The sequence below is a fragment of the Bilophila sp. 4_1_30 genome, assembly GCF_000224655.1.
Lineage (GTDB): Bacteria > Desulfobacterota > Desulfovibrionia > Desulfovibrionales > Desulfovibrionaceae > Bilophila > Bilophila wadsworthia.
The window spans coordinates 410291-432540 of record NZ_JH114233.1 but is presented as its reverse complement, the minus strand read 5'-3'; the positions used below and the strand labels follow the sequence as shown (position 1 = coordinate 432540).

The 22250-nt window shown below is 60.3% G+C and carries 15 protein-coding genes and 1 pseudogene; 12 read left to right on the top strand and 4 right to left on the bottom strand.

Annotation, left to right across the window (positions count from 1 at the left end):
• Positions 1-197 precede the first annotated feature (197 nt).
• Positions 198-1472 (bottom strand): nitrate/nitrite transporter, encoded by a 1275-nt coding sequence (locus HMPREF0178_RS13860; protein WP_009368664.1) that lies wholly within the window; start codon positions 1470-1472, stop codon positions 198-200.
• An 18-nt stretch (positions 1473-1490) separates the two neighbouring features.
• Positions 1491-3092 carry an amidohydrolase gene (locus tag HMPREF0178_RS13855; RefSeq protein ID WP_009368663.1) on the bottom strand — a complete coding sequence of 534 codons (1602 nt, stop codon included), beginning with the start codon at positions 3090-3092 and terminating at the stop codon, positions 1491-1493.
• A 618-nt stretch (positions 3093-3710) separates the two neighbouring features.
• Between HMPREF0178_RS13855 and HMPREF0178_RS13850 the strand changes: the two genes are divergently transcribed.
• The 12 genes and pseudogenes from HMPREF0178_RS13850 (at position 3711) to HMPREF0178_RS13795 (ending at position 17456) form a co-directional block, all read left to right on the top strand.
• The gene (locus tag HMPREF0178_RS13850; protein WP_009368662.1) at positions 3711-4658 is read left to right on the top strand and encodes a tripartite tricarboxylate transporter substrate binding protein; all 948 of its coding nucleotides are present in this window, start codon (positions 3711-3713) and stop codon (positions 4656-4658) included.
• Between the two features lie 175 nt (positions 4659-4833).
• Positions 4834-5289, top strand: coding sequence for a tripartite tricarboxylate transporter TctB family protein (locus HMPREF0178_RS13845; protein ID WP_009368661.1), 456 nt, complete (start codon positions 4834-4836; stop codon positions 5287-5289).
• Between the two features lie 25 nt (positions 5290-5314).
• Positions 5315-6805, top strand: coding sequence for a tripartite tricarboxylate transporter permease (locus HMPREF0178_RS13840; protein WP_009368660.1), 1491 nt, complete (start codon positions 5315-5317; stop codon positions 6803-6805).
• A gap of 107 nt (positions 6806-6912) precedes the next feature.
• On the top strand, positions 6913-8685 hold the full coding sequence (locus HMPREF0178_RS13835) for an adenylyl-sulfate reductase subunit alpha (RefSeq protein WP_009368659.1): 1773 nt from the start codon (positions 6913-6915) through the stop codon (positions 8683-8685).
• A gap of 32 nt (positions 8686-8717) precedes the next feature.
• Positions 8718-9041 (top strand): 4Fe-4S binding protein, encoded by a 324-nt coding sequence (locus HMPREF0178_RS13830; protein WP_009368658.1) that lies wholly within the window; start codon positions 8718-8720, stop codon positions 9039-9041.
• Between the two features lie 69 nt (positions 9042-9110).
• Entirely contained in the window at positions 9111-9812 is a 702-nt protein-coding gene (locus HMPREF0178_RS13825) for a Crp/Fnr family transcriptional regulator (RefSeq protein WP_009368657.1), read from the top strand.
• 419 nt (positions 9813-10231) lie between these two features.
• Positions 10232-11407 (top strand): AI-2E family transporter, encoded by a 1176-nt coding sequence (locus HMPREF0178_RS13820; protein WP_009368656.1) that lies wholly within the window; start codon positions 10232-10234, stop codon positions 11405-11407.
• 1182 nt (positions 11408-12589) lie between these two features.
• Positions 12590-13714, top strand: a complete 1125-nt coding sequence (locus HMPREF0178_RS13815) for a branched-chain amino acid ABC transporter substrate-binding protein (protein WP_009368655.1) — start codon at positions 12590-12592, stop codon at positions 13712-13714.
• 141 nt (positions 13715-13855) lie between these two features.
• The gene (locus tag HMPREF0178_RS13810) at positions 13856-14761 is read left to right on the top strand and encodes a branched-chain amino acid ABC transporter permease (RefSeq protein WP_009368654.1); all 906 of its coding nucleotides are present in this window, start codon (positions 13856-13858) and stop codon (positions 14759-14761) included.
• Entirely contained in the window at positions 14758-15798 is a 1041-nt protein-coding gene (locus HMPREF0178_RS13805; protein WP_009368653.1) for a branched-chain amino acid ABC transporter permease, read from the top strand. Before HMPREF0178_RS13810 ends, HMPREF0178_RS13805 begins: the two co-directional genes overlap by 4 nt.
• Positions 15795-16555 (top strand): annotated as a pseudogene (locus tag HMPREF0178_RS13800) (ABC transporter ATP-binding protein). Before HMPREF0178_RS13805 ends, HMPREF0178_RS13800 begins: the two are co-directional and overlap by 4 nt.
• Before the next feature lie 154 nt (positions 16556-16709).
• A complete protein-coding gene (locus HMPREF0178_RS13795) occupies positions 16710-17456 on the top strand; it encodes an ABC transporter ATP-binding protein (protein ID WP_005024597.1) in 747 nt (248 codons plus the stop codon).
• Between the two features lie 299 nt (positions 17457-17755).
• On the opposite strand, the gene HMPREF0178_RS13790 is transcribed toward HMPREF0178_RS13795, so the two are convergent.
• Together HMPREF0178_RS13790 and sucD are read right to left on the bottom strand one after the other, a co-directional pair.
• Entirely contained in the window at positions 17756-20767 is a 3012-nt protein-coding gene (locus HMPREF0178_RS13790) for a proline dehydrogenase family protein (RefSeq protein ID WP_009368651.1), read from the bottom strand.
• 714 nt (positions 20768-21481) lie between these two features.
• On the bottom strand, positions 21482-22250 hold a 769-nt coding region (gene sucD, locus HMPREF0178_RS13785; RefSeq protein WP_009368650.1), incomplete at its 5' end, for a succinate--CoA ligase subunit alpha.

Below are 22250 nucleotides of genomic sequence, written 5' to 3'. Positions count from 1 at the left end.
CAAGGGGGAGAATGCATCCGGGCGTTTATGTTATGGGGAATTTCCGTATTTTCTTGGCAAAATATTCTATTTAGTTGTAATAATTTAAAAAAAGAACGAATATTGTCAGGGATTCGATAAAAAAGACTGAGGAGGTTCGGGGAGGGGGAAGATGATCTTTTTAAAGGGTCACCTTCCCCCTCCCTCGGTTCACTTTTTTAGGCCGTAACCTGAGCTTCGTTCCCTGCTTCGACTTCAAGCTGACCGGAACGGAGCGCGCGTCCCTTGCGGTAGATGACGATGGCGACGCAGCACCCGAGAAGGCTGATGCCAGCGAGGAAGTAGAAGATGACCGAGTAGCCCTGATTGCCGTACACGTCGAGCCAGTGGCCGAACAGGGGGGGGAACAGGCCGTCAGGCAGGTAGCCGAGGAGACTGATGACGCTGACCGCGATGCCGGTGTACTGGGGCGGGATGCTGACTTCTTCCATGCAGGCGAACATGGTCGTGTAGATGACGAGGCCGAAGAAGCTGAACATCATGGTGAGCAGGATGATCACGGCGTTGGACGTGCCCTTGGGCAGGGAGAGGATGACGAACAGCATCCCGATGATGACCAAGAAGCAGATGGCGAGAATCTTTGCGGCCGAGCCCATCTTGTCGGAAATATAGCCGCTGAAGGGTCCGGTCAGGACGCGCAGGCCAAAGGCGCGGATGGTCCCGAGCACGGCGCCGAAGGCGATGGACGCGCCGAGGACGTTGGTGGTGTAGGGGGTCATGTAGGTGATGCCGATGTACATGCCGTAGCCGCAGAAGATCAGGACGACCATCATCCACACGGCGGGAAGCTTCATGACAGTAAGCGCGCTCTTGAAGGGGTTCTCCTTCGGCGCGGGGACATTGTTGTTGTACGGGGTCTTGTCTTCCACGAAGAAGCCGACGGCGACGGCGGCGACGGCGCAGAAGGCGGACTGCCCGAGGAGCATGAGGTGGAAGCCTTCGATGTTGCTCGAACCATTGGAGTAAATCCAAGCACCTACGAATCCGATAATGGAAGAGAAGATACCGGTGGTGCCGTAGAAGGTGCCGAACATGCGGCCCTGTTCCTCACTGCTGCCGGTGTCGCGGATGGCCTTGATCAGCGTAGGCCACTGAACCGTGTTCGCGGCAATGGCGAGCAACGCCCAGATGAGCTGTGCCGCGCCGTAGGAAGTATGGAAGGCAAAGTAGGCGTTCAGGCCGCACATCATGATCAACGAAAGGAGCAGGAGCTTCTTTGGAGACCCGCGGTCCGCGAGCACCCCGCCGGGGATATAGAGAGCCATGCTGACCGCGGTAAAGATGGTCATGAGCAGGCCGAGTTCGTTGTTGCTGGCTTGGGTGGCTTCGCGGAACACGTCGTAAAACTTGATCTGCACATACGGCAGAGCCATGGACGACGAGAAGGTGATGCCGAGCGCGAACAGGCGCATGTACTTGAGGAAATTCGACATGATGGGCTCCTGAATGGGTTAGGCGCGGTATACGGTCTTGCCGCCGACGACGGTCTGCACAACCTGCACGTCCAGCAGGTCGTCAGGGGCCGTTTCCAGCGGATTTTGGGACAGGATGACGAGGTCGGCGAGGTAGCCTTCGCGGATACTCCCCTTCACCGTTTCACCAAACATCGAATGCGCGGCGTTTACGGTCCATGCACGCAGGGCGTCGTAAACGGAAACACGCTGATCTTCGCCGAGGATCTTCCCGCTCTTGGTGCGGCGGGCGGTCGCGGCGTACATGCTGAGGATGGGATCAAGGGGCGTCACCGGGAGGTCGGTGTGGAGGCAGAACGGCATATTCCGCTTCTTGGCGCTGGCGACCGGGTCCATGCGCAACGCGCGTTCGCCGATGAATCTGTCACGGTGCAGGTCGCCCCACACATGCACATGCCCGACAAAGAAGTTGGCGATGATGCCGAGCTTCGCCATGCGGTCGAGCTGTTCCTCGGACGCCATCTGGCAATGGATGAGCATGTGCCGGGCGTCCGGGCGGGGATAGGCCGCCTGCGCCTTCTCTATGGCGTTGATGGCTTCCTCGATGGCGTTGTCGCCGTTGGTATGGATGGCGATTTGGCATCCGCCCCGGTGGTATCGCTCCACGCGGGCCTGCAAATCTTCCGGGGTATGGTGAAGGAGCCCCTTTTCGTCGGTGCCGAGGTAGGGTTCCTTGACGCTGGCGGTGCGGCCCTGAATCGAGCCGTCGAGCAGCAGCTTGATGGAGCCGAGTTGAAGGCTTTCCGAACCGAACCCGGTCACCAGACCGCCTTCCATAAAGGGGATGTACCCGTAATCCATGATCACGAGGTAGAAGCGCAGATTGAGGTCGCCTTCCTTTTCCAGCTCATGAAAAGCCCGGAGGAGCTGCCACTGGTTGCCCATGTAGCCGATGGAGCCGTCCCCGATGCTGCATACGCCCTTGGCGTTGGCGGCGGCGATGCCCTTGCGGAATGCGCCCTTATATTCTTCGACGGTGTACTTGGGGATGACGCTCAGGGCGAGATTGTACGCCTGTCCGATGAGCAGGCCGCTCGGGAGGCCGTCCGCGCCGAGGTGGATTTCGCCCTGCCCGCCTGCGGGGATCGGCGTGTCCGCATGGATGTTGCAGATTTCCAGCGCCTTCGAGTTGACATAGGCGAGGTGCCCGCTGCCGTGCATGACGAAGACCGGATGGTCGGCACAGGCTGCGTCGATGTCCGCGCGCTCCAGGTGCCGCATCTCGGCGACCATGCTGTCGTTATAACCGTACCCGATGACCCATTCGCCCGCCTTCTTGGTCTTGGCGTTCTCGCGGATCATGTCCTGAAGCTCGGCGATGTTCTTGATATGGTAGCAGGTGAACTGGAGAAATTCGCATTCCGCCCAGTCGGTGACGTGCGCGTGGGATTCGATGAAGCCGGGGATGAGGGTTTTGCCCTCAAGGTCAACGCGTTCGGTGTCGTCCGTAATCTGGCGGAACACGTCGTCACGGTTCCCGATTGCGGCGATCCTGTCGCCAATGGTGTATACGGCCTCAACCGTATGCCCTTCGGCCTGCATGGTCAGGATCGTTCCGTTGTAGAATACCTTTCTGTCCATTGCTCGCTCCTCGTGGCGTGCCCGGAACGGCACGTTCTTTTTTCCACATGGTGACGTTCTACCGGAGCGGCGGCATGGAAGGTATCGGGGGTTTTCCTGAAAGCGGCCCGGAAAATCCCCTAGGCGTGAGGGGTAGAAATACGTTCAGCATTCCTCAAACGGCACTTCAGCTGCAACGGGAGTTCCATACCGTAGGCGTTTGGAGGCGTTATTCGGTCCATAAAGAAACTCATTCACGCTATAGGGGACGAGGAATCCTCAGCTTGAGTCTTCCGCATGGGAACGCTTTGTCTTGTCGCTTTCTTATATTATTTTATCTATTTGAAATTAAAAGGAATATATTTCAAAAAGGGTATCCTGCGCCGCCCCAGGCTAAACATTTTTTTCACAATTTATCATCCAGCTTATGGAAGCCACCTCCACTTTTGCTAGGGTGCGGACAAGGGCGAGCCCCCGGAATCCGGGCGGCCTGCCGTGCGCCAATCAAAAGGACGCGGCGTATCCTTTATTGCATACAAGTCTTTCTGATTGCAGCATGATATGTATTTTTTCCAAAAATGGGGTAACCTGTCCCGTACGGTTTCCGGCCGACAACATCCAACGATGAGGAGAAACATCATGCGTAGGTTTCCAGCGTTCCGTCTTTGTGCCGCCGTATTGCTGAGCCTGTGTTGCGCCCCGCTTGTCCATGCGGGAACATATCCGGATCATCCGATCAAGATGCTGACGATGACCAAGCCGGGGGCGCAGATCGATTTGCTGACCAGAGCCGTGGCCGAAAAACTAAAGGCCAGCCTCGGACAGCCCGTGCTGGTCAGTAACGTCCCCGGCGGCTCACACGGCAGCGTCATGGCCACCGAGCTGGCGTCATCCCCGGCGGACGGCTACACGCTTGGCGTTTCCGCGACCGCGGCGTTCACCTATTCCCCCCACTTCGTCCGCACCAAGTACGGGCTCGGGGATTTTCAGTTCCTCACCCTGCTCGGGCTGAACCAGAGCGGGATCATCTGCCTTCCCGATCGCCCCTGGAAGACGCTGAAGGAGGCCTTCACTTGGGCCAAGAAGGAAGGCAAGGGCCTCACGTATATGTTCCAGGGCTCGGATGACCGCGACGCCATGAAGCGCATCGCCGAGCGGGAAGGCGTCAAGCTGTCGCTCATGCCCAGTTCCGGCGGGCCTTCCGTTATTTCGGCGGTCATGGGCGGGCATGCCGATCTGGGGCATACAGGCGCGATCCTGTTCGATTACGTGCAGAGCGGGAAGATCCGCTGTCTGGCGGCGTCCACGCCGGTTCGCCTTGCCGAGCTTCCCGATATCCCCACGCTGCGCGAACAGGGATGGGACGAGTCCATCGAGATGTACGTGGTCCTCGCTGCTCCCAAGGGGCTCCCCGACGAAGTGCTGCAACGCCTAGAGGCCGCGCTGGACGACTTGAAGCGGGATAAGGCGTTTTCCGGATTCGCCGTCGAAAAGCTGCGTATGCGGCCCGTGGAGTTCGGCATGGCGCACGCCGCCCAGTACATGGAAGAAGCCTCCAAGCGGTACGCGGCACAGGCAGCCCGCTGACGACTTCAAAACGCGGGCGATCCGGACGGACGCCCGCGCCCGGAAACGGGTTCCCCACGCGGTCCGGGGCGGCTCCGCTCGGGGAACGGATGCCCGTTCGATGCAAACCCGCCCCGGATCGCTTGCAGCGGGACGCGGCTGCCCCCGGCGTGCCCCATTTTCACAGGAGTCTCCTATGACCGAATTGCAGAGGGATACGTTGGCCTACGGCGTCGTCGCGGCGGCGAGCGCCTATCTCCTCATCTGGATCATCCCCGCCTATACGCCGGAATATCCGGGGTACGGCGTCCCCGCTTCCCTGCTCCCCGACATTGCTGCCGGGTTCATGCTGGCGCTGTCCCTGCTCGGGCTGGGGCGGGCGGCCCTCTCGCGGCGGAAGGCCGAAAAATCCGGCAGAGGCGGGCAAACAGCCGTCCGGTGGGGGCATCTGGCCTGCTTCCTGATCCCGTGCGCGCTGCTGATGCCAGCCATGTCGCTGTTCGGCTTCCTTCCCGCCGGGATCGCGTTCATGGTCGTCATCCAGATAGGCTGCGGGCAGCGGCGGTGGCTCCCCATGACGCTCGTCGCCGTCGCCCCCGTGCTTCTCGTGTATGCGATCATGCGTTTCGGGCTTGGCGTCCCCATGCCCTGACCTCCTTCCTCAAAGGATCAAGACTATGCTGGATATGATTCTTGCCGGGCTCTCCGAGGCCTTGCAGCTCGCCAACCTGCTGTTCGTGCTGCTCGGCGTCATCGCGGGCATGATCGCGGGGGCCATCCCGGGCGTCAACGGTCCCATGGCCATTGCCCTGTGCATCCCCCTTTCCTATTATATGTCCCCGGTGGCGGCCATCGGCTTCCTCGTCGGCCTCAACAAGGGCGCATTCTTCGGCGGCTCCATTTCCGGCGTGCTGCTGAATACGCCGGGCACCCCGGAATCCGCGGCGACCACATGGGACGGCTATCCTCTGGCGAAGCAGGGCAAAGGCGAAAAGGCTCTCCGGATGGCGCTGTACGCCTCGGTGACGGGCGACGCCTTCGCGACGCTGGTACTCATCCTCGTGGCCGCGCCTCTGGCGGCCGTGGCCCTCTATATGGGGCCGCCGGAAATTTTCGCACTCATCTGCATGGCCATGACCATCATCGCGGGGCTGGGCACCCGTTCCCTGCTCAGGGGCTTCATCGCAGCCACCCTCGGCGTGCTGCTCGGGACGGTGGGCATCGAGCCCGTCTCGGCTCTGCCCCGCCTGACCTTCGACATCGTCCCGCTTGAGAGGGGCATCTCCCTGATCCCCGTGGGCATCGGGATGCTGGCCTTTTCGGAAATCATCATCCAGCTTGAGCAACAGCTCGGCCGCAAGGAAGCCCGCGAGGTGATCACCTTTTCCTCCAAGCCCGAGGATCGCTTCATCACGCTGAAGGAATACGTGGAGTGCCTCAAGACGCTCATCCGGTCTTCCATCGCCGGGACCGTCGTGGGCGCGCTGCCGGGGCTCGGTGCACCGGTCGCCTCCTTTTTCGCCTACGATCAGGCCGTGAAGCACTCAAAGGAGCCAGAAACCTTCGGCAAGGGCAGGCTTGAGGGCATCGCAGCTTCCGAATCCGCCAACAGCGCGGTGGTTGCGTCCAGCCTCATCCCGCTCTTCACCCTCGGCATCCCCGGCAACATGGCGGCGGCGCTGCTCATCGGCGCGTTCGTCGTCCACGGCATGATCCCCGGCCCGCTCATGTTCGAGCAGAACGCCCAGTTCATCTACGCCATCTACGGGAGCCTGATCATCGCCAACCTGTTCCTGCTCGGCGTGGGGCGGCTCGGCCTGCGCCTGTTCTGCAAGGTGGTGCAGATCCCCTCGGTCATTCTGTACCCGATCATTATCTTCACATGCGTGATGGGGGCCTACCTCGCCCAATACGCCGTCTTCGACGTGACGTTGATGCTCTGTTTCTCGCTGCTGGCCTATTTCATGCGCAAGTTCGACTATTCCTTCATCTGCCTAATCATCGGCTTCATCCTCGCCCCGATCTGGGAAACCTCGCTCCAGCAGGTAATCATCGCCTCGGAGCAGGACCCGTACATGTTCCTGACGCGGCCGGTGGCGGTCGTCCTGATGCTCATGACCTTTTTCATCATCGGGAAGTCGGTGCTGGCTACGGGCAGGAAAAAGTAACGCCGTCCGGAAAACTATTCCCTGACTGATAGAACAGAGGAAGGTATGCCCGTATCTTAGCCTCCAGATGGATACCACATTCAAAGATCGTCTTCAGGAGAACCACTATGGCCAATATTGCAGCCAGTCGGATGCACCCTTTCCATCCGAAACAGTTGTCAGACATCGAAATGCAGGTCGTCACATGCGATCTCCTGATCATCGGCGGCGGCAACGCCGGGTGTTTCGTGGCGACGGAAGCGGCGAAGCTTGATCCCTCGCTCAAGGTCGTGATCATGGAAAAGGCGGAGATCATGCGTTCCGGCGCCTGTTCCGCAGGCATGGACGCCATCAACACGTACATCCCCAAAGGGAAGACGCCTGAAGATCTGGTCCGGTGGAGCCGTGCGCAGGTGGGAGGGGGACCGCTCCGCGAGGATCTCGCCCTTTCCAATGCCAAGGAGCTGAACGAGTCCGTGGAAGACCTCGAACGCTGGGGCCTGCCCATCCTGCGAGACGGGGACGGGAACGTGCGCTACCGCGGCAAATGGGACATTTCCATCCACGGCGAGCAGCTTAAACCGATCATGGCGGAAAAGGCACTCGAGAGCGGCGCCGACGTGTACAACCGCGTCGCGGGCACCGGGCTGCTCATGCACGGGGGCCGCTGTGTCGGGGCGATGGGCCTCGGCGTCCGCGACGGGAAATTCTACGTGTTCCGGGCGAAGGCTACGGTCATGGCCACGGGCGGCGCGGGCACGCTGTACAAGTCCTATACGGCGGACTCCACGGACAGCGGCGCCCAGATATGGATGTGCCCCTACTGCGTGGGATCAGGATACGCCATGGGCTTCCGGCAGGGCGCGGAGCTGACGAGCCTGGAACAGCGATGGGTCGCCACCCGGACGAAGGATTTCTGCGGGCCGGTCGATACCATTTCCGTGGGCTACGGCGCGCCGATCGTCAACGCCAAGGGCGAACGGGTCATGAGCCGCTATGCCGCGCTCGGCGGCGACGCCGCGCCGCGCTACATCCGGGCCAACGCGCCCATGGAGGAGTGGCTTGCCGGGCGCGGGCCGTGCTACTGCGACACCACGCACCTGACCCCGGAAAACAGCAAGGCCATGATGGAGGACTACCTCAACGAGCGGCCTTCCTTTGTGCTGTTCCTCGCCAGCCGGGGGCAGGACGTCACCAAGGAGCCCATCGAGATTTACGGCTCCGATCCCTACATCCTCGGCGGGCACACCGGCGGCGGGTTCTGGGTGGACATGCGACGCATGACGACCGTGCCCGGCCTGTTCGCCGCCGGGGAGACGGCTGGCGGCAATCCCAACAAATTCGTCGGGGGCTGCTGCGCCGAGGGCAAGCTCGCCGCGCGTGGGGCCGTGGCCTACATGGAGGGTCTGGATCTACCGCCCCTTGATGAGGCGCAGGTTAAGGGGGAAATGGAACGGGTATACGCCCCGCTGCTTTCCCGTGACGAGGAGGGCATCCGTCCCGTCGAAATGAAGGAACGCCTGCAACGCCTGATGGATGAGTACGCGGGCGGCATCAGCCAGTTTTACCGCACCAACGAGGAACGCCTCGACTACGCCCTGCGCCATATCGCGGTGCTGCAATCGCAGTTCCGCTATCTCCGCGCCACGGACAGCCACGAACTGATGCAGGCGATGGAAACCATCGATCGTGTGGACGTGGCCGAAGCCGTGGTGCACCACCTCAAGGCCCGCAAGGAAACCCGTTGGGCCGGCTGGCAGACGCGTTCCGACTACCCCGAGCGCGACGACGCGCACTTCGACTGCTTCATCGAAAGCCGCAGGGACCCGGCGACGGGCGAAGTGTCCACGTTTACCCGCCCGTATGAGCAGATCATCCCCGGCGATCGCCATACCGCTTGATGTTACTGAGAAAAACGAACCAGAGGTTTACCATGCCACCTAAAGTTGATACACGGAAATGCACCGGATGCGCCGGGAGCGCGGAATCCTGCTGCGAGCGGGCCTGCCCCGGCGATCTCATGGCGGTTTCCCCTGAAAACGGCAAGGCTTACTGCCGCGCGACGAATGAGTGCTGGGACTGCATGTCCTGCGTCAAGGCCTGCCCCTACGGGGCTCTGGAAACCCGGATTCCCTATCAGTTAGGCTACTACAAGGCCACACTGCGGCCGATCATGGGGAAAGACAGCATCACTTGGAAGTGCCGGGATATTCACGGTCGGGAGTCCGTATACAAATACGTCAACCGGCTCCGCTAGCCAGGACGCGCTCTCATCAACGCGGCCCGTCCGTCATACGCGGAGGGGCCGCGTTGTTTTGGGGGTGTAATGGAAAATCTGTGGTATTTGCAGGATCGGGATTTTTTTGCCGGGTTGGAAGAACAGCGGCAGCGCTTCTTACAGCGCGCCATCCGCAAGACGCTTCCCAAAAACGACATCGTCTTCTTTGAAGGCGACACAGGCGACTCCTGTTTTTATGTCGCTTCCGGGCTTGTCCGTATTTTCAGCATTACAGATTCGGGCAAGGAATCCATCTTCTTTTTACGCCGCCCCGGAGAACTGTTCGGCCTCTCGGAAGTGTTGAACGCCTTCCCCCGCCGGGCCAACGCGCAAACGCTGATGCCCACGGAACTCTACGTGATGCCGAGCGTGGAATTCGATCGGCTGCTCGCGGAAGACTACGTGCTGGCCCGCCGTGTGATCACCATGCTGGGCAGCCGGGTCCGCTATCTTGGCGACAGGCTCAGCAATCTCGCCACGGGAAGCGTCATGAGCCGCCTCATCAAACTGCTGATCTCGCTTGTGTACGACCTGCTGCCCGATGCCGAGGCATGGGCCAAGCCCGTCGCACTCCCGGTCCGCATCTCCCAGGAACAGCTCGCCTCCATGACCGGCTCAACGCAGCCCACAGTCAGCGACCTGCTCCAGAAGTTGCACAAAGCGGGCCTGATAACCATCGCCCACCGCCAAATCACGATATGCAACCCGCTCCACCTGCTCGCCCACGCCGAAGAAATCGTCGAGGACTGAACGCCGCTCGAAAGGGATGGACGGGATCCTCATGCATCACGATCGGTTTGGACAAGGGCGCAGCCATCCCTACATCCAGTGTGCACTTGCCCTTCCCTCTATCGGTGGGCTTCCTATGTGATGGATGCGGGAAGGCCGACGACAGCCTTCAGTCCAACGTGGCAATGACAACCCAACAAGTGCATGACATTTGTGTGACAACAATTGTCACATTGCGTAAATGGCCTATACTCAGCACACAGCCTTTTTCATTGTTGCCGAACGGGGCACGTTATACGGCACAATCCTGCGGCGTGTGTTGCCGTTTCATGGATTGACCTGTTGCCAGCAATAGAGAAAAATGGTTTGGGTTTCCGCTCCGTACGGGCGGTTTTTCCAGCCGCCCCCCCCCTCTGCCACCCCCCAACCCTTGTGAGACCATGCTGACAGCCAATCGGAAAACGGAAGACTGTGCTTTTCTGGCCTTGCTTATCGGCGTCACGGCCCTTTTTCTCTGGATGATGCTGCCCTTCTTCGACGTCATCTTCTGGGCGGCGACGATCGGCATCCTATTCCATCCCGTCTACAAAACCATTGCCGAAAAATGGAGAATGGGACGTATCCTATCGGCATTCATAACTATCCTACTCTGCCTTGTCCTGATCATCATACCCCTCTCGTACATCCTCTATAACTGTGTTGTTGAGGCAACCCTCCTTTATCAAAGGCTGCACTCCGATCAGAATTCCTTCGTCGGCTACATCGACCGAATCAAGGATTCCTATCCGTTCCTCCAAGACTGGCTCCACTACGCCGGGTACGACCTCGAGCGCATCAAAAGCCTTCTGACCAAGGCGGCTCTTTCCGCCAGCAGCTTTCTCGCCAGGAACACCGTCACCCTAGGCGAGAACACGCTGGGATTCCTGACCAACTTGGCGCTCGTCCTCTACATTGCCTTCTTCCTGCTCATGGACGGCACCAAGATACAGGAACTCCTCATCAAGGCCCTGCCCTTCGGGGATCACCGCGAAAAGCTGCTTTTCCGCAAGTTCGCCGAAGTCACGCGGGCGACGGTGAAGGGCAGCCTCCTCGTTGCCGCCGCGCAGGGCGCGCTCGGTGGGGTCATCTTCTGGCTCCTCGACATCCACGCGGCACTCCTGTGGGGCGTGGTCATGACCGCGCTGGCGCTGATCCCGGTTGTGGGCGCGGCGCTCGTCTGGGGGCCTGTGGCGATTTACCTTTTGCTCACGGGCGACTACTGGGACGGCGGCATTCTGCTGGCGTACGGTTCCACCGTGATCGGCCTCGCCGACAACATCCTCCGCCCGCTGCTCGTCGGCCGGGACACCAAGCTGCCGGACTTCCTCGTGCTGCTGTCCACGCTGGGGGGATTCGTCTTTTTCGGCATGGACGGCTTCGTCACGGGCCCCACACTCGCCGTGCTGTTCGTGACCGTCTGGCAGATTTTCATTGCGGAGTTCGGGGCAAACGCGCCGGTTTCCCCCGCAGCTTCCGCTATACCCGGCGTTATCCCCGTCAGGCCGCAGCCGGATAGTTCCGTCCCCCCGAAAGCAAAGAAAAGCAAGGCATCGCCCAAATCCCGAGGGCAACGGTAATCCTTTCAAAAACAGGAACGTCCACCCATCTGATAGTGGGCCTCTCCGGTATACTTTGACTCACCCGATTCCTCGCAAAAACAGCAAGCCCCGCATGATGAATTCGGTACGGGGCTTGCTGTTTTTGGGGAATACCATTCACGTGGTTATGAGGGAACAGTCAATGCAATAAAGTGCAGATGATACAAAAACGGCCTTTTATCTATATGCATAGTTTGTATATTAAAAATAGTTATAAATACTTATGTATTATCTAGTAAAATTACTTATAGCCTTTCACTGCATATCAGTTGTGGATGGTTCATACAATAGTTTATATACTTGCTATGTTTAAATAAGACATATTATAATTATACATTATGATGGCTGTATATATTGATAAATATCAAATGTATTTTTGGGTAATTGTTACTGAAAACCATCAATATATTACCTGTATTCCAATACTTACTCATTACCCAATTTTTCGTTCTCATTTCCCGTTCCTACCCCTAACAGGGATGATGAACTCATCCACACTCCGCAATATATTCTGTTCATAATGGGGAGTATAGGCATAAGCCGCATAGGGCTATCCCCCGCATCGTTCTTCACTGTTTTTATTTTCCTGATGCACACGCCCGCCCCAAGCCCAAAAGCCTTCGCCCACCGGGAGGCTCTCCGTTTTTTCTTGGTCAGAGGACATCGTACCCGGGTCTCTGCCTGTACGCGGTTATAACGTTCTGCCAAAGACAATTCACTACAGGCCATTTTTCCGCATGGGCCTGCGCCGTATCAGAAAATAGATGTTTATTACGGATTGCACCATGTTTACAAAAGGCAAAAAAATACTTTAATGCGTCTTTGTAAAACGTAAAAGTGATGCAATATGCTCATCACAATGTGATTTTTTTCTTTTTATTGCACAGAATATTCGATTGTACTAGGTTACCATAGAGAGGATTCCTCTGTCTGGAATAGGCTATTCAAGGAATCTTACGGCCCGTCTCTTCCCTTTCGGGATATCCCCTTCTTCACTGCGGTGTATCCGCACGGCAGCATCCTCGTCGGACTTGGTACCATCCGACGTACCACTCACCTGATTTTACGTATTTTTCACCCTCCAACACCTGTTAAAGGAGGTCGATCCTCGGTCGCGTATTCCGCATTGCTCATCTTTACATTTCCTCCAAGGAGGACAGCATGAAGAAACGAATGGGTATAGTCGCCGCAGTGGCTACCGCGATGTTGTGCAGTTCATTCGCCTTTGCCGCCCCCATCAAAATCGGCCTCATGGCGCCGATTACCGGGGCCTTCGCCAGCGAGGGGCAGGACATGCAGAAAATCTGCGAACTCATGACGGAAGAGCTGAACAAGGCCGGAGGCATCAACGGAAACAAGGTGCAGCTTGTCATAGAGGACGACGGCTCCACGCCGCGCTCCGCCGCAACCGCCGCCAGCAGGCTGGTCGCCGCCGACGTGTGTGCCGCCATCGGGACGTACGGCTCGGCCGTGACCGAGGCCTCGCAGGACATTTACGACGAAGCGGGGATCGTGCAGATCGGTACCGGCTCCACATCCATCCGGCTCACCGCCAAGGGAATGAAGCGCTTCTTCCGCACCTGCCCGCGCGACGACGAGCAGGGCCGTGTGGCCCAGAGCACGCTGGCGAAGTTCGGCTTCAAAAAGGTCGCCATCCTGCACGACAATTCCGCCTACGCCAAGGGGCTCGCGGACGAGGCCAAGCAGCGCATCTTGGACAAGAAAAGTGCGGACATCGTCTTTTTTGACGCGCTGGTACCGGGCGAGCGGGACTATTCCGCCATCCTGACCAAGATAAAGGGCGTCAAGCCGGACGCCATCCTGTTCACGGGCTACTACCCTGAAGCGGGCCTGCTGCTGCGCCAGATGCAGGAGATGAAGTGGGCCGTGCCCATCATCGGCGGCGACGCCACCAACAACACGGACCTCGTGAAGATCGCCGGGGACGCGGCCGCCGGGTATCGGTTCATTTCCCCGATCATGCCCGCGGACATCGACACCCCGATGGCCAAGGCGTTCCTCAAGGCGTACGAGGCGAAATACCACAGCCTGCCCAGTTCCATCTGGTCCGTGCTCGCCGGGGATGCCTACAACGTGCTCATCGCCGCGATCAAGGCCAAGGGCCCCGACCCCGCCGCCATTGCGGGCTACCTCCACAACGATCTGAAGAACCTCGACTGCTTCACCGGCCAGATATCCTTTGACGAAAAGGGCGACCGCGTGGGCGACCTCTACCGCCTCTATGAAGTGAATGCCAAGGGCGAATTCATCCTCCAGCCCAAGTAAGACATCCTTCCGAAGGCCCGGAACTTCCGGGCCTTCTTCCCACCGCACGGGCATTGCCGCCTTTCCGGAGGCCCCTCCGTCCCCTCTCTCCTAGGGGGACGCGCGCCCTTCGCCACCTCTAGCTCAGGGGGTGTCAACAGTATGGAAGAATTTTTTCATCAATTGACCAACGGACTCGCCGTCGGGGGCATCTACGCCCTCATCGCGCTTGGCTATACTATGGTCTACGGCGTATTGCGGCTTATCAACTTCGCCCACGGGGATCTCTTCACGCTGGGCTCCTACCTCGGCCTGACCCTCCTGTTTTCGCTCGGGCTGCAAGGCAAGATGAGCGGCATCCTCGTCGGCGGGGCGCTCATCGTCATGTCGATGGGGCTGGTGGCCGTCGTGGGCTACCTGCTGGAACGGGTGGCCTACCGGCCCCTGCGCGGAGCCAACCGGCTCGCCGCCGTGGTGTCGGCCCTCGGCGCATCCATCTTCTTTTCCAACGCCATCATGCTGGTCTACGGCGCGCGGAGCCAGGTGTACCCGAACGGCATCCTGCCTTCCGTGGCGGTCAGTCTGCTCGGCGTGGACATCCCGCTCATGCGCATCGTCATGTTCGTGGGCACGGTGGTGCTGATGCTCCTGCTGTACGGGTTCATCAACCATACCCGCATCGGGACGGCCATCCGCGCCGTCGCCATCGATCAGGACACAGCCAAGCTCATGGGCATCAATGTGGACAACATCATCTCGATGATCTTCCTCATCGGCCCGGCGCTCGGCGGGGCCGCCGGGGTCATGATGGGGCTGTATTACGGCCAGATCACCTATGACATGGGGTTCAGCTTCGGCCTCAAGGCGTTCACGGCGGCCATCATGGGAGGGATAGGCAACATCCCCGGCGCGATGGTGGGGGGCATCCTGCTCGGCGTGCTCGAAGCCATGGGCGCGGCCTACGTGTCCATCGCATGGAAGGATGCCATAGCCTTCCTTGTGCTCATCCTTATCCTCATTTTCCGCCCCACAGGTCTGCTGGGGGAAAGGGTGGCTGAGAAGATATGAGCGACTCTCTTTTTTCAAAACGGTATTTCTACCCCGTGGCGGGCGGCATCTTCTGCCTCGTCATGGCCTGCGTGCCCACGATCCTCGAACTGGCGGGGCTCGGCGGGGGCGGCATCGCCCAGCTCGACATGCTGAACAAGATCGGCATCTATGCGGCGCTGGCCCTCTCGCTCAACCTCATCCTCGGGCAGACGGGCCTGTTCCACATGGGGCATACGGCCTTTTTCGCCATGGGTGCGTATACGACCGCGATCCTCAACACCGTGTACCACTGGCCCGTCTTCGCCACCATGCCCATAGCCGGGGTGCTGGCCGCGATCTTCGCCTTCGTGCTGGCGAAGCCCATCATCCACCTGCGCGGGGACTACCTGCTGATCGTCACCATCGGCATCGTGGAGATCGTGCGCATCGCCCTGACGAACAACCTCTTCGGGCTGACGGGAGGGGCGAACGGCATTTACGGCATCGCCCGGCCTTCGCTGTTCGGGATGGTGTTCTCGTCGCCCAAGCGCCAGTTCTACCTCATCTGGACCTTCACCATCCTGACCATGTTCCTGTTCTACGTGCTGGAGCATTCCCGCTTCGGCAGGGCGCTCAACTACATCCGTTACGACGATCTCGCGGCATCGGGCTGCGGCATCGACGTGACCCGGTACAAGCTCATGGCCTTCACCGTGGGCGCATTCTGGGCGGGCATGGTCGGCACGCTGTTCGCGGCCAATATCAGAACCATCGAGCCGACATCGTTCAATTTCTACGAATCGGTCATCCTGTTCGCCATCGTGATTCTGGGCGGTTCGGGCAGCATCGCGGGCGTGGTGCTCGGCGCGTTCCTGCTCATCGGGCTCCAAGACGTGTTCCGGGAGTTCGAGAGCGCCCGTATGCTCATCTTCGGCGCGGCCATGATGGTCATGATGATCATCTGCCCGCAGGGGCTGCTCCCGCCGCGACGCAGGTTCTACAACGCCCGGTTCCTTGTCGGCCGGTTCCCCCGAGGCGTGCAACGGGCCGAACCCGCACGGGAGAAGGCATTATGAGCCTGCTCATCCTGCGCAACCTCCTGAAGACCTTCGGCGGGCTGGTGGCAATGAACAGCGTCACCTTCAGCGTGGACGAAGCCAGCATCGTCGGGCTGATCGGCCCCAACGGGGCCGGGAAGACCACGACGTTCAACATCATCACCGGCAATTACCGCCCCGACTCCGGCGAGGTCATCTTCGATCGGAAGGACATTACCGGCAGGCCCACCCACAAGATCGTGGAATTGGGCATCGCCCGGACGTTCCAGAACATCCGGCTGTTCCAGGACATGAGCGTCCTTGAGAACGTGCTGGCGGGATGCCATTGCCGTATGCGGGCGGGGCTGTTCCCCTCCCTCTTCCGACCCCCGCGCAGCGCAGCGAGGAACGGCAGGCCGTGGAACGCGCCATGCGCGAGCTGGCCTTCGTCGGGCTGGACGACCAGTACGCCAACCTTGCGGGGAACCTTGCCTACGGCAGCCAGCGCCTGCTGGAGATCGCGCGGGCGCTGGCCTCGGAGCCGCGCTTCCTCATCCTCGACGAGCCGGCCGGGGGCATGAACGATCAGGAAACGGCGGATCTCATGCTGCTCATCAAGGCCATCCAGAAGCGGGGCATCACCATCCTGCTGATCGAGCACGACATGAACCTTGTCATGCGCGTCTGCGAAAAGATCGTCGTGCTGGAAAACGGGGCCCTTATCGCCGAAGGCACTTCCGCCGAGATCAAGAGAAGCCCGCGGGTCATCGAGGCCTACCTCGGCGCGGAAGACTAGGGGCTGTTGACGCTGCGGAGGGAACAGCCTGTTTTCCCGGGGCAGCGCATGTTTTGAACCGGCGTGCCGCCCCCAAGCGAAACCGCCCCGGCGCGGATGCGCGCCGAGGCCACCCCGCCGCGGGCGGGACAGGGGAACGCCCCGAAGGAGTCGTATGAGCGAGGCCACCACCTATCTGGAATTGCGCGACCTGCGCGTGAGCTACGGCAAAGTGGAAGCGCTGCACGGCATCAGCGTACACGTCGAACAAGGCGAGATCGTCACCATCCTCGGCGCCAACGGGGCGGGGAAAACCACTACGCTCACGACCATCAGCGGGCTGAGGAAACCGAGCGGAGGAAGCATCCTTTTTCAGGGCAGGCCCCTGCACACCATACCGAGCCATGAAATCGTGCGGCTGGGCATTACGCAGTCCCCGGAAGGGCGGCGCGTCTTCGGTACCCTGTCCGTACGGGAAAACCTCGATCTGGGGGCCTTCACGAGCAAGGACAGAGGCCGTTCCGCCAAGATACGGAAATGGATATTCGACCTCTTCCCCCGCCTCGCGGAACGGGAAGGACAGCTTGCCGGAACCCTCTCCGGCGGCGAACAGCAGATGCTCGCCATCGCCCGCGCGCTCATGGCCGACCCCAAGGTGCTGCTCCTCGACGAGCCGTCCCTCGGCCTTGCGCCGCTGCTGGTGCGCTCGATCTTCGACTCCGTGCGCAAGATCAACCGCCAGGGCGTGACCGTCATCCTCGTGGAGCAGAACGCCCGCGCCGCCCTGAAGCTCGCCTCGCGCGGCTACGTCATCGAAGTGGGCAGGGTCGTCATGGAAGACGCCTCGGAAGCGCTGCTCGCCAATCCGGACGTGCAGGCGGCCTACCTTGGCGGTGGGCAGGAAAACGGGCAAGAAAACTGAGCCCCCACCGGGCAAACCAAAAGCGGAACGCGATATGGCGTTCCGCTTTTGGTTTGCCCAGCAACCTTCTTACAGGCAAAAAAAGTCCTTATTCCTTCCTCGAGGGCCCTTCCCTCCTACGCTGCCATGCCCCGGCATCCGCCGCCCTTCCTCTAAGCAGAGTGCCGCGCTCAAGCGGCCTATAGCCCCTTAGCCCTGTTGCGGGAAGCGTTACCCGCCCGATCCGGCGGTGCGGCTCCATTCCGGGGCGTGCCCATACTCCCCTGAAGGCGGCATGGGCACGCCCGCATCTTTTCCGGCTATACCCAGTCGTCGTCTTCGGCGATGGGCGTGAAGCCGCGCCGGATGGTATTTTCCGTCACACAACGCGGGTCCATGAACTGGATCAGGTAGTCGGGGCCGCCCGTCTTCGAACCGACGCCCGACATGTTGAACCCGCCGAAGGGCTGACGGCCCACCATCGCGCCGGTACTGCCCTTATTGAGATAAAGGTTGCCCACCCGGAACTTTTCGCGCGCCTTGGCGAGGTTTTCAGGGCTGCGTGAGAACACGGCCCCGGTCAGGGCGAAGCGTGTGGACAGGGCAAGCTCAAGGGCCTCGTCGAAATCCTTGGCCCGCATCACGGCGAGCACCGGACCGAAGACCTCTTCCTGCGCAATGCGGTGTTCCGGCATGACATCCTCAACGATCAACAACGGCACATACGCGCCCTTGTCCGGCAGATCGGAGCGCTTGACGAGCGTCTTCCCCTCGGCTTCGGCGATCTCGATGTATTCGAGCACGTTCTTTTGCAGGGAAGCGTCGGCCAGCGGGCCAAGGAAGTTCTCCGGGGTCTCGGCGGGGCCGATCCGCAGGGATTGCGCCGCCAATGCCAGACGCTGGACAAAAGTGTCGTAGATGGCGTCGAGCACGATCACGCGCGAGCAGGCCGAGCACTTCTGCCCCTGAAAGCCGAAGGCCGAATACACGACCTGCGACACGGCTTCGTCAAGGTCGGCGTCGTCGTCCACGATGGTGGCGTTCTTGCCGCCCATTTCCGCGATGACCCGCTTGACCTGCCGCTGGCCCGGCTGCACCTTGGCCGCCTTTTCCACGATGTGCAGGCCCACATCCATCGAACCGGTAAAGCAGATGAGGCTGATGTCCGGGTGTTCCACCAGATAGTCGCCCATGACGGAGCTCTGGCCGGGGCAATAGTTGAAGACCCCGGCGGGGAGCCCCACTTCCTTGAAGATTTCCACAAGATTGTAGCCGATGGCCGAGGACAGGGACGAAGGCTTGAACACCACCGGGTTCCCGGTGACGATTGCGGCCGAAACCATGCCCATCGCAATGGCGAAGGGGAAGTTCCACGGCGCGATGACGGCGGCAACGCCCTTGGGCTGGTAGAACAGGACGTTGTGCTCGCCGGGCGCGCGGCCCATGCGCCGGGGCACGCTGAGGCGGAGCATGTCGCGGGCGTAGTATTCGAGGAAGTCGATGCCCTCGCCCACGTCGCCGTAAGCCTGTTCCCAAGGCTTGCCGACCTCCAGCGTCTGGAGCGCCGCCATTTCGTAGATACGCCGCCGGGCCACGGCGGCGGCCTTGTGCATGTACTGCGCACGTTCCAGCGGCGGGGTGTCGCGCCACGCGGGGAAGGCGGCCTTGGCCCCGGCAAGGGCGCGGTCGATCTCTTCCCGGCCCGCCTGGCATACTTGGGCCAGCACTTCGCCGGGATCGGCGGGGTTGACCGTCGGCAGCAGGGTTTCCGTGACCACATCCTTGCCGTCGATGTAGAGCGGCAGGGTCCGGCCCTCCGCCGCGCGTACCGCGGCGATGCCCTGCGCATACGCCTTCCGCTTTTCAGGGATGGTGAAGTCCACCGGTGCCTCGTTCCTGAACGGCGGGAAGGGCCCTTCCTCCTTTGGCGGTGCCTTCTCCTGCCGGGCGGCGAATTCACGTTCCAGCGTGACGGCTGGGTTTTCCATCAGCAGCTCGACCGCCGCGCCGTCCGCGAAGCTCTGGCGCAGGAAGGATTCGTTGGCGGTGTTTTCCAGCAGGCGGCGCACGAGGTAGGCCATGCCGGGGATCAGCTTTCCGTAGGGGCAATAGAGGCGCACACGGCCCGCCACGTTGCGCAGACCCTTGCGCACGGGTTCGGCCATGCCGTAGAGCACCTGAAATTCATAACGTTCTTCGGGGACGTCCAACTGCCGCGCATACTCCATGACCGCCGCGATGCTGCGCACGTTGTGCGATGCGCACGCGAAATAGACGATATCGTGGTTCTCGAGGATGAGGCGGGAAATTTTCTCATGGGCCATGTCGCTTTCGGGCTTGTGCGTCCACACCGGGACGGGCCAGTCGCACTGCTTCGCGAGCACGGTTTCCGCGTCCCAATACGCCCCCTTGACCAGCCGCAGGGCGATGGGCAGCTTTTCCTTTCTGGCCCAAGCGATGAGATCGCTGACGGCCTGTTCCGTATCCTTCAGATAGGCCTGCTGGACAAGGCAAAGATGCGGATAGTGGCGGAATTCCGGGGCGGAACGCAGGCGCTTGAACAGCTCTACGGTGATCTCGCGGTATTTGAGCTGTTCCATGTCGATGCACATGAACCCGCCCATATCGATGGTTTTCTGGTAGAGAGGGGCCAGCCGCCGGTAGATGCCTTCCACGGAATCCTCCAGCGCTACGGGGTTCGCCCGTGAATAGAGGGCCGAAGGTTTGATGGAAATGTTCACCTTGGGCATGGATCCCCAATCCATCCCGTTGTCAGGCCCGTTCCCGGGCAGGGCGGGCCATTTCTTCTGCTCCTCCGCCAGCGCGTCCAGTACCTCATGGTAACCGGCGGCATAGGCGTCGCTTTCCTCCTCGTTGACCGAGGCTTCGCCGAGCAGGTCGACGGTAAAGGCGAAGCCGTCCTTGCGCAGTTTGGCCAGCCCTCCCATCGCCTCCTTGACGTTCTGGCCGATGATGAACTGGCGGCCCATACTCTCGATGTTGGAACGGATGGCCCCGCCCATGATCTTGGCGGTCAGCGCGCCGCCGAGCCCGGCCTTCCCCGCGCCCCAGCGCAGGACTGAGGGCACTTCGGAGCCGCTGGAGGCGAAATACTCGCGGATATGCCGCAACAGGGATTCCGAGGTGTTCAGGTAGGGCAGCACGTCCACGAAGCGGAACAACTGCACCTTGAAGTCCTCGTTTTTCATGGACCAGTCCATGACTTTTCCAGTCCACCAGCCCTTGTTGAAGATGGAAGGGGCCTCTCCGCTGATGCTGTTGAAGAATTCTTGCCCACGCTCTACGATTTTCTGTTCAATCTGCTGATCCATGAAGAACTCCTTTCGCATTGAAACGGGAAGTATGTCGTCGGATCACAAAAAACTGTCGAGGCTGGCATCCTCGGAAGCTCACCCCCCTGCGGCCAGAATGGGGCAGGATAGCCTGCACCGTAAGGAAAACGTCCAGCAATGCCGCTCAAAGCCGCATAAAGGGCGTTATAAAAAGGTATAAAGAAAGGCTCTGCCTCTCCTGCAAGGATTATTGAAGAGACATTATTCCTTATAATGATTGTTAATGTAAAACGCTCACTTGATCAATCTGAATAAAAAAATCACATAAAGAATGAGCGTCAAAGAATACTAATAAAATCTTTTTCCGAAATTTTCATACCATATACTTATCATATGGACATTTTCGGCGGTTCTTTTTATATTTTTGCTAGGTATCTTTAGTCTTGAATGGATGTGTTCAAGAACCATACTTCAATTCCATGGACAGTTTTATTCTTTGCATAGAATCAAGGCAGTTGAAAAACACTATGCCGTTTATGGACACTTTCCTCCATTTCAGGGAAAGAACGGCAAGCAGCAGACGTGGAGCCGTATTCGGTGCCGACCGTGAAAAGGTTGGCAAGAAGCGGAACAATGAAAGCCCGGATAGTGCCATCCCTTCACGGAGCGGGGGAGCCAGCGTCTCGGGAAGCCTTGCCCCCATGCGTAATGGGAAAGAAGTCGAACCTTGCTGACGGCGACAAAGCTCTCCGCTCAAAGCAGCTTTTGCGCAACGACGCTTCCGAAGGAGCCGAGTTCACGGATGACGGTTACGCCAGCCTCCTCAAAGGCCGCGATCTTGTCCTCGCCCCGGCCCGACGTGCCGCTGATGATGGCCCCGGCATGGCCCATGCGCTTTCCGGGTGGGGCGGTCAGACCCGCAATGAACCCGAATACCGGTTTCGGATAGCGGCTTGAGCGGATATATTCGGCCGCGCGCTCCTCGGCGTCGCCGCCGATTTCCCCGATGAGGCACACGGCCTCGGTTTCCGGGTCGTCTCCGTACAGCTTGAGCAGGTCCACGAAGCTCAGCCCGTGGATGGGGTCGCCGCCAATGCCGACACAAGAGCTTTGCCCGAGCCCCGCCGCCGTGAGCTGGTGCACGGCCTCATAGGTCAGCGTCCCGGAGCGGCTCACCAGCCCGACGCTGCCGGGGCGGTGGATGTAGCCGGGCATGATCCCGACCTTGCACTTGCCGGGGCTGATGATTCCCGGGCAGTTGGGGCCCACGAGCAGCGTGCCGCGTTCCCAGAAGAAGGCTTTCACCCGCACCATATCCAGAACCGGGACGTACTCGGCGATGACCACCACGAGCCTTATGCCCGCCTCCGACGCTTCACAGGCCGCGTCCGCCGCCAGCGCCGCGGGCACGAACGCCACGCTGACGTCGGCCCCGGTTTCGCGGACGGCCTGCCTCACCGAATCGAACACCGGCACGCCGAGCGTGGACTGCCCGCCCCGCCCGGGGGTCACGCCGCCGACC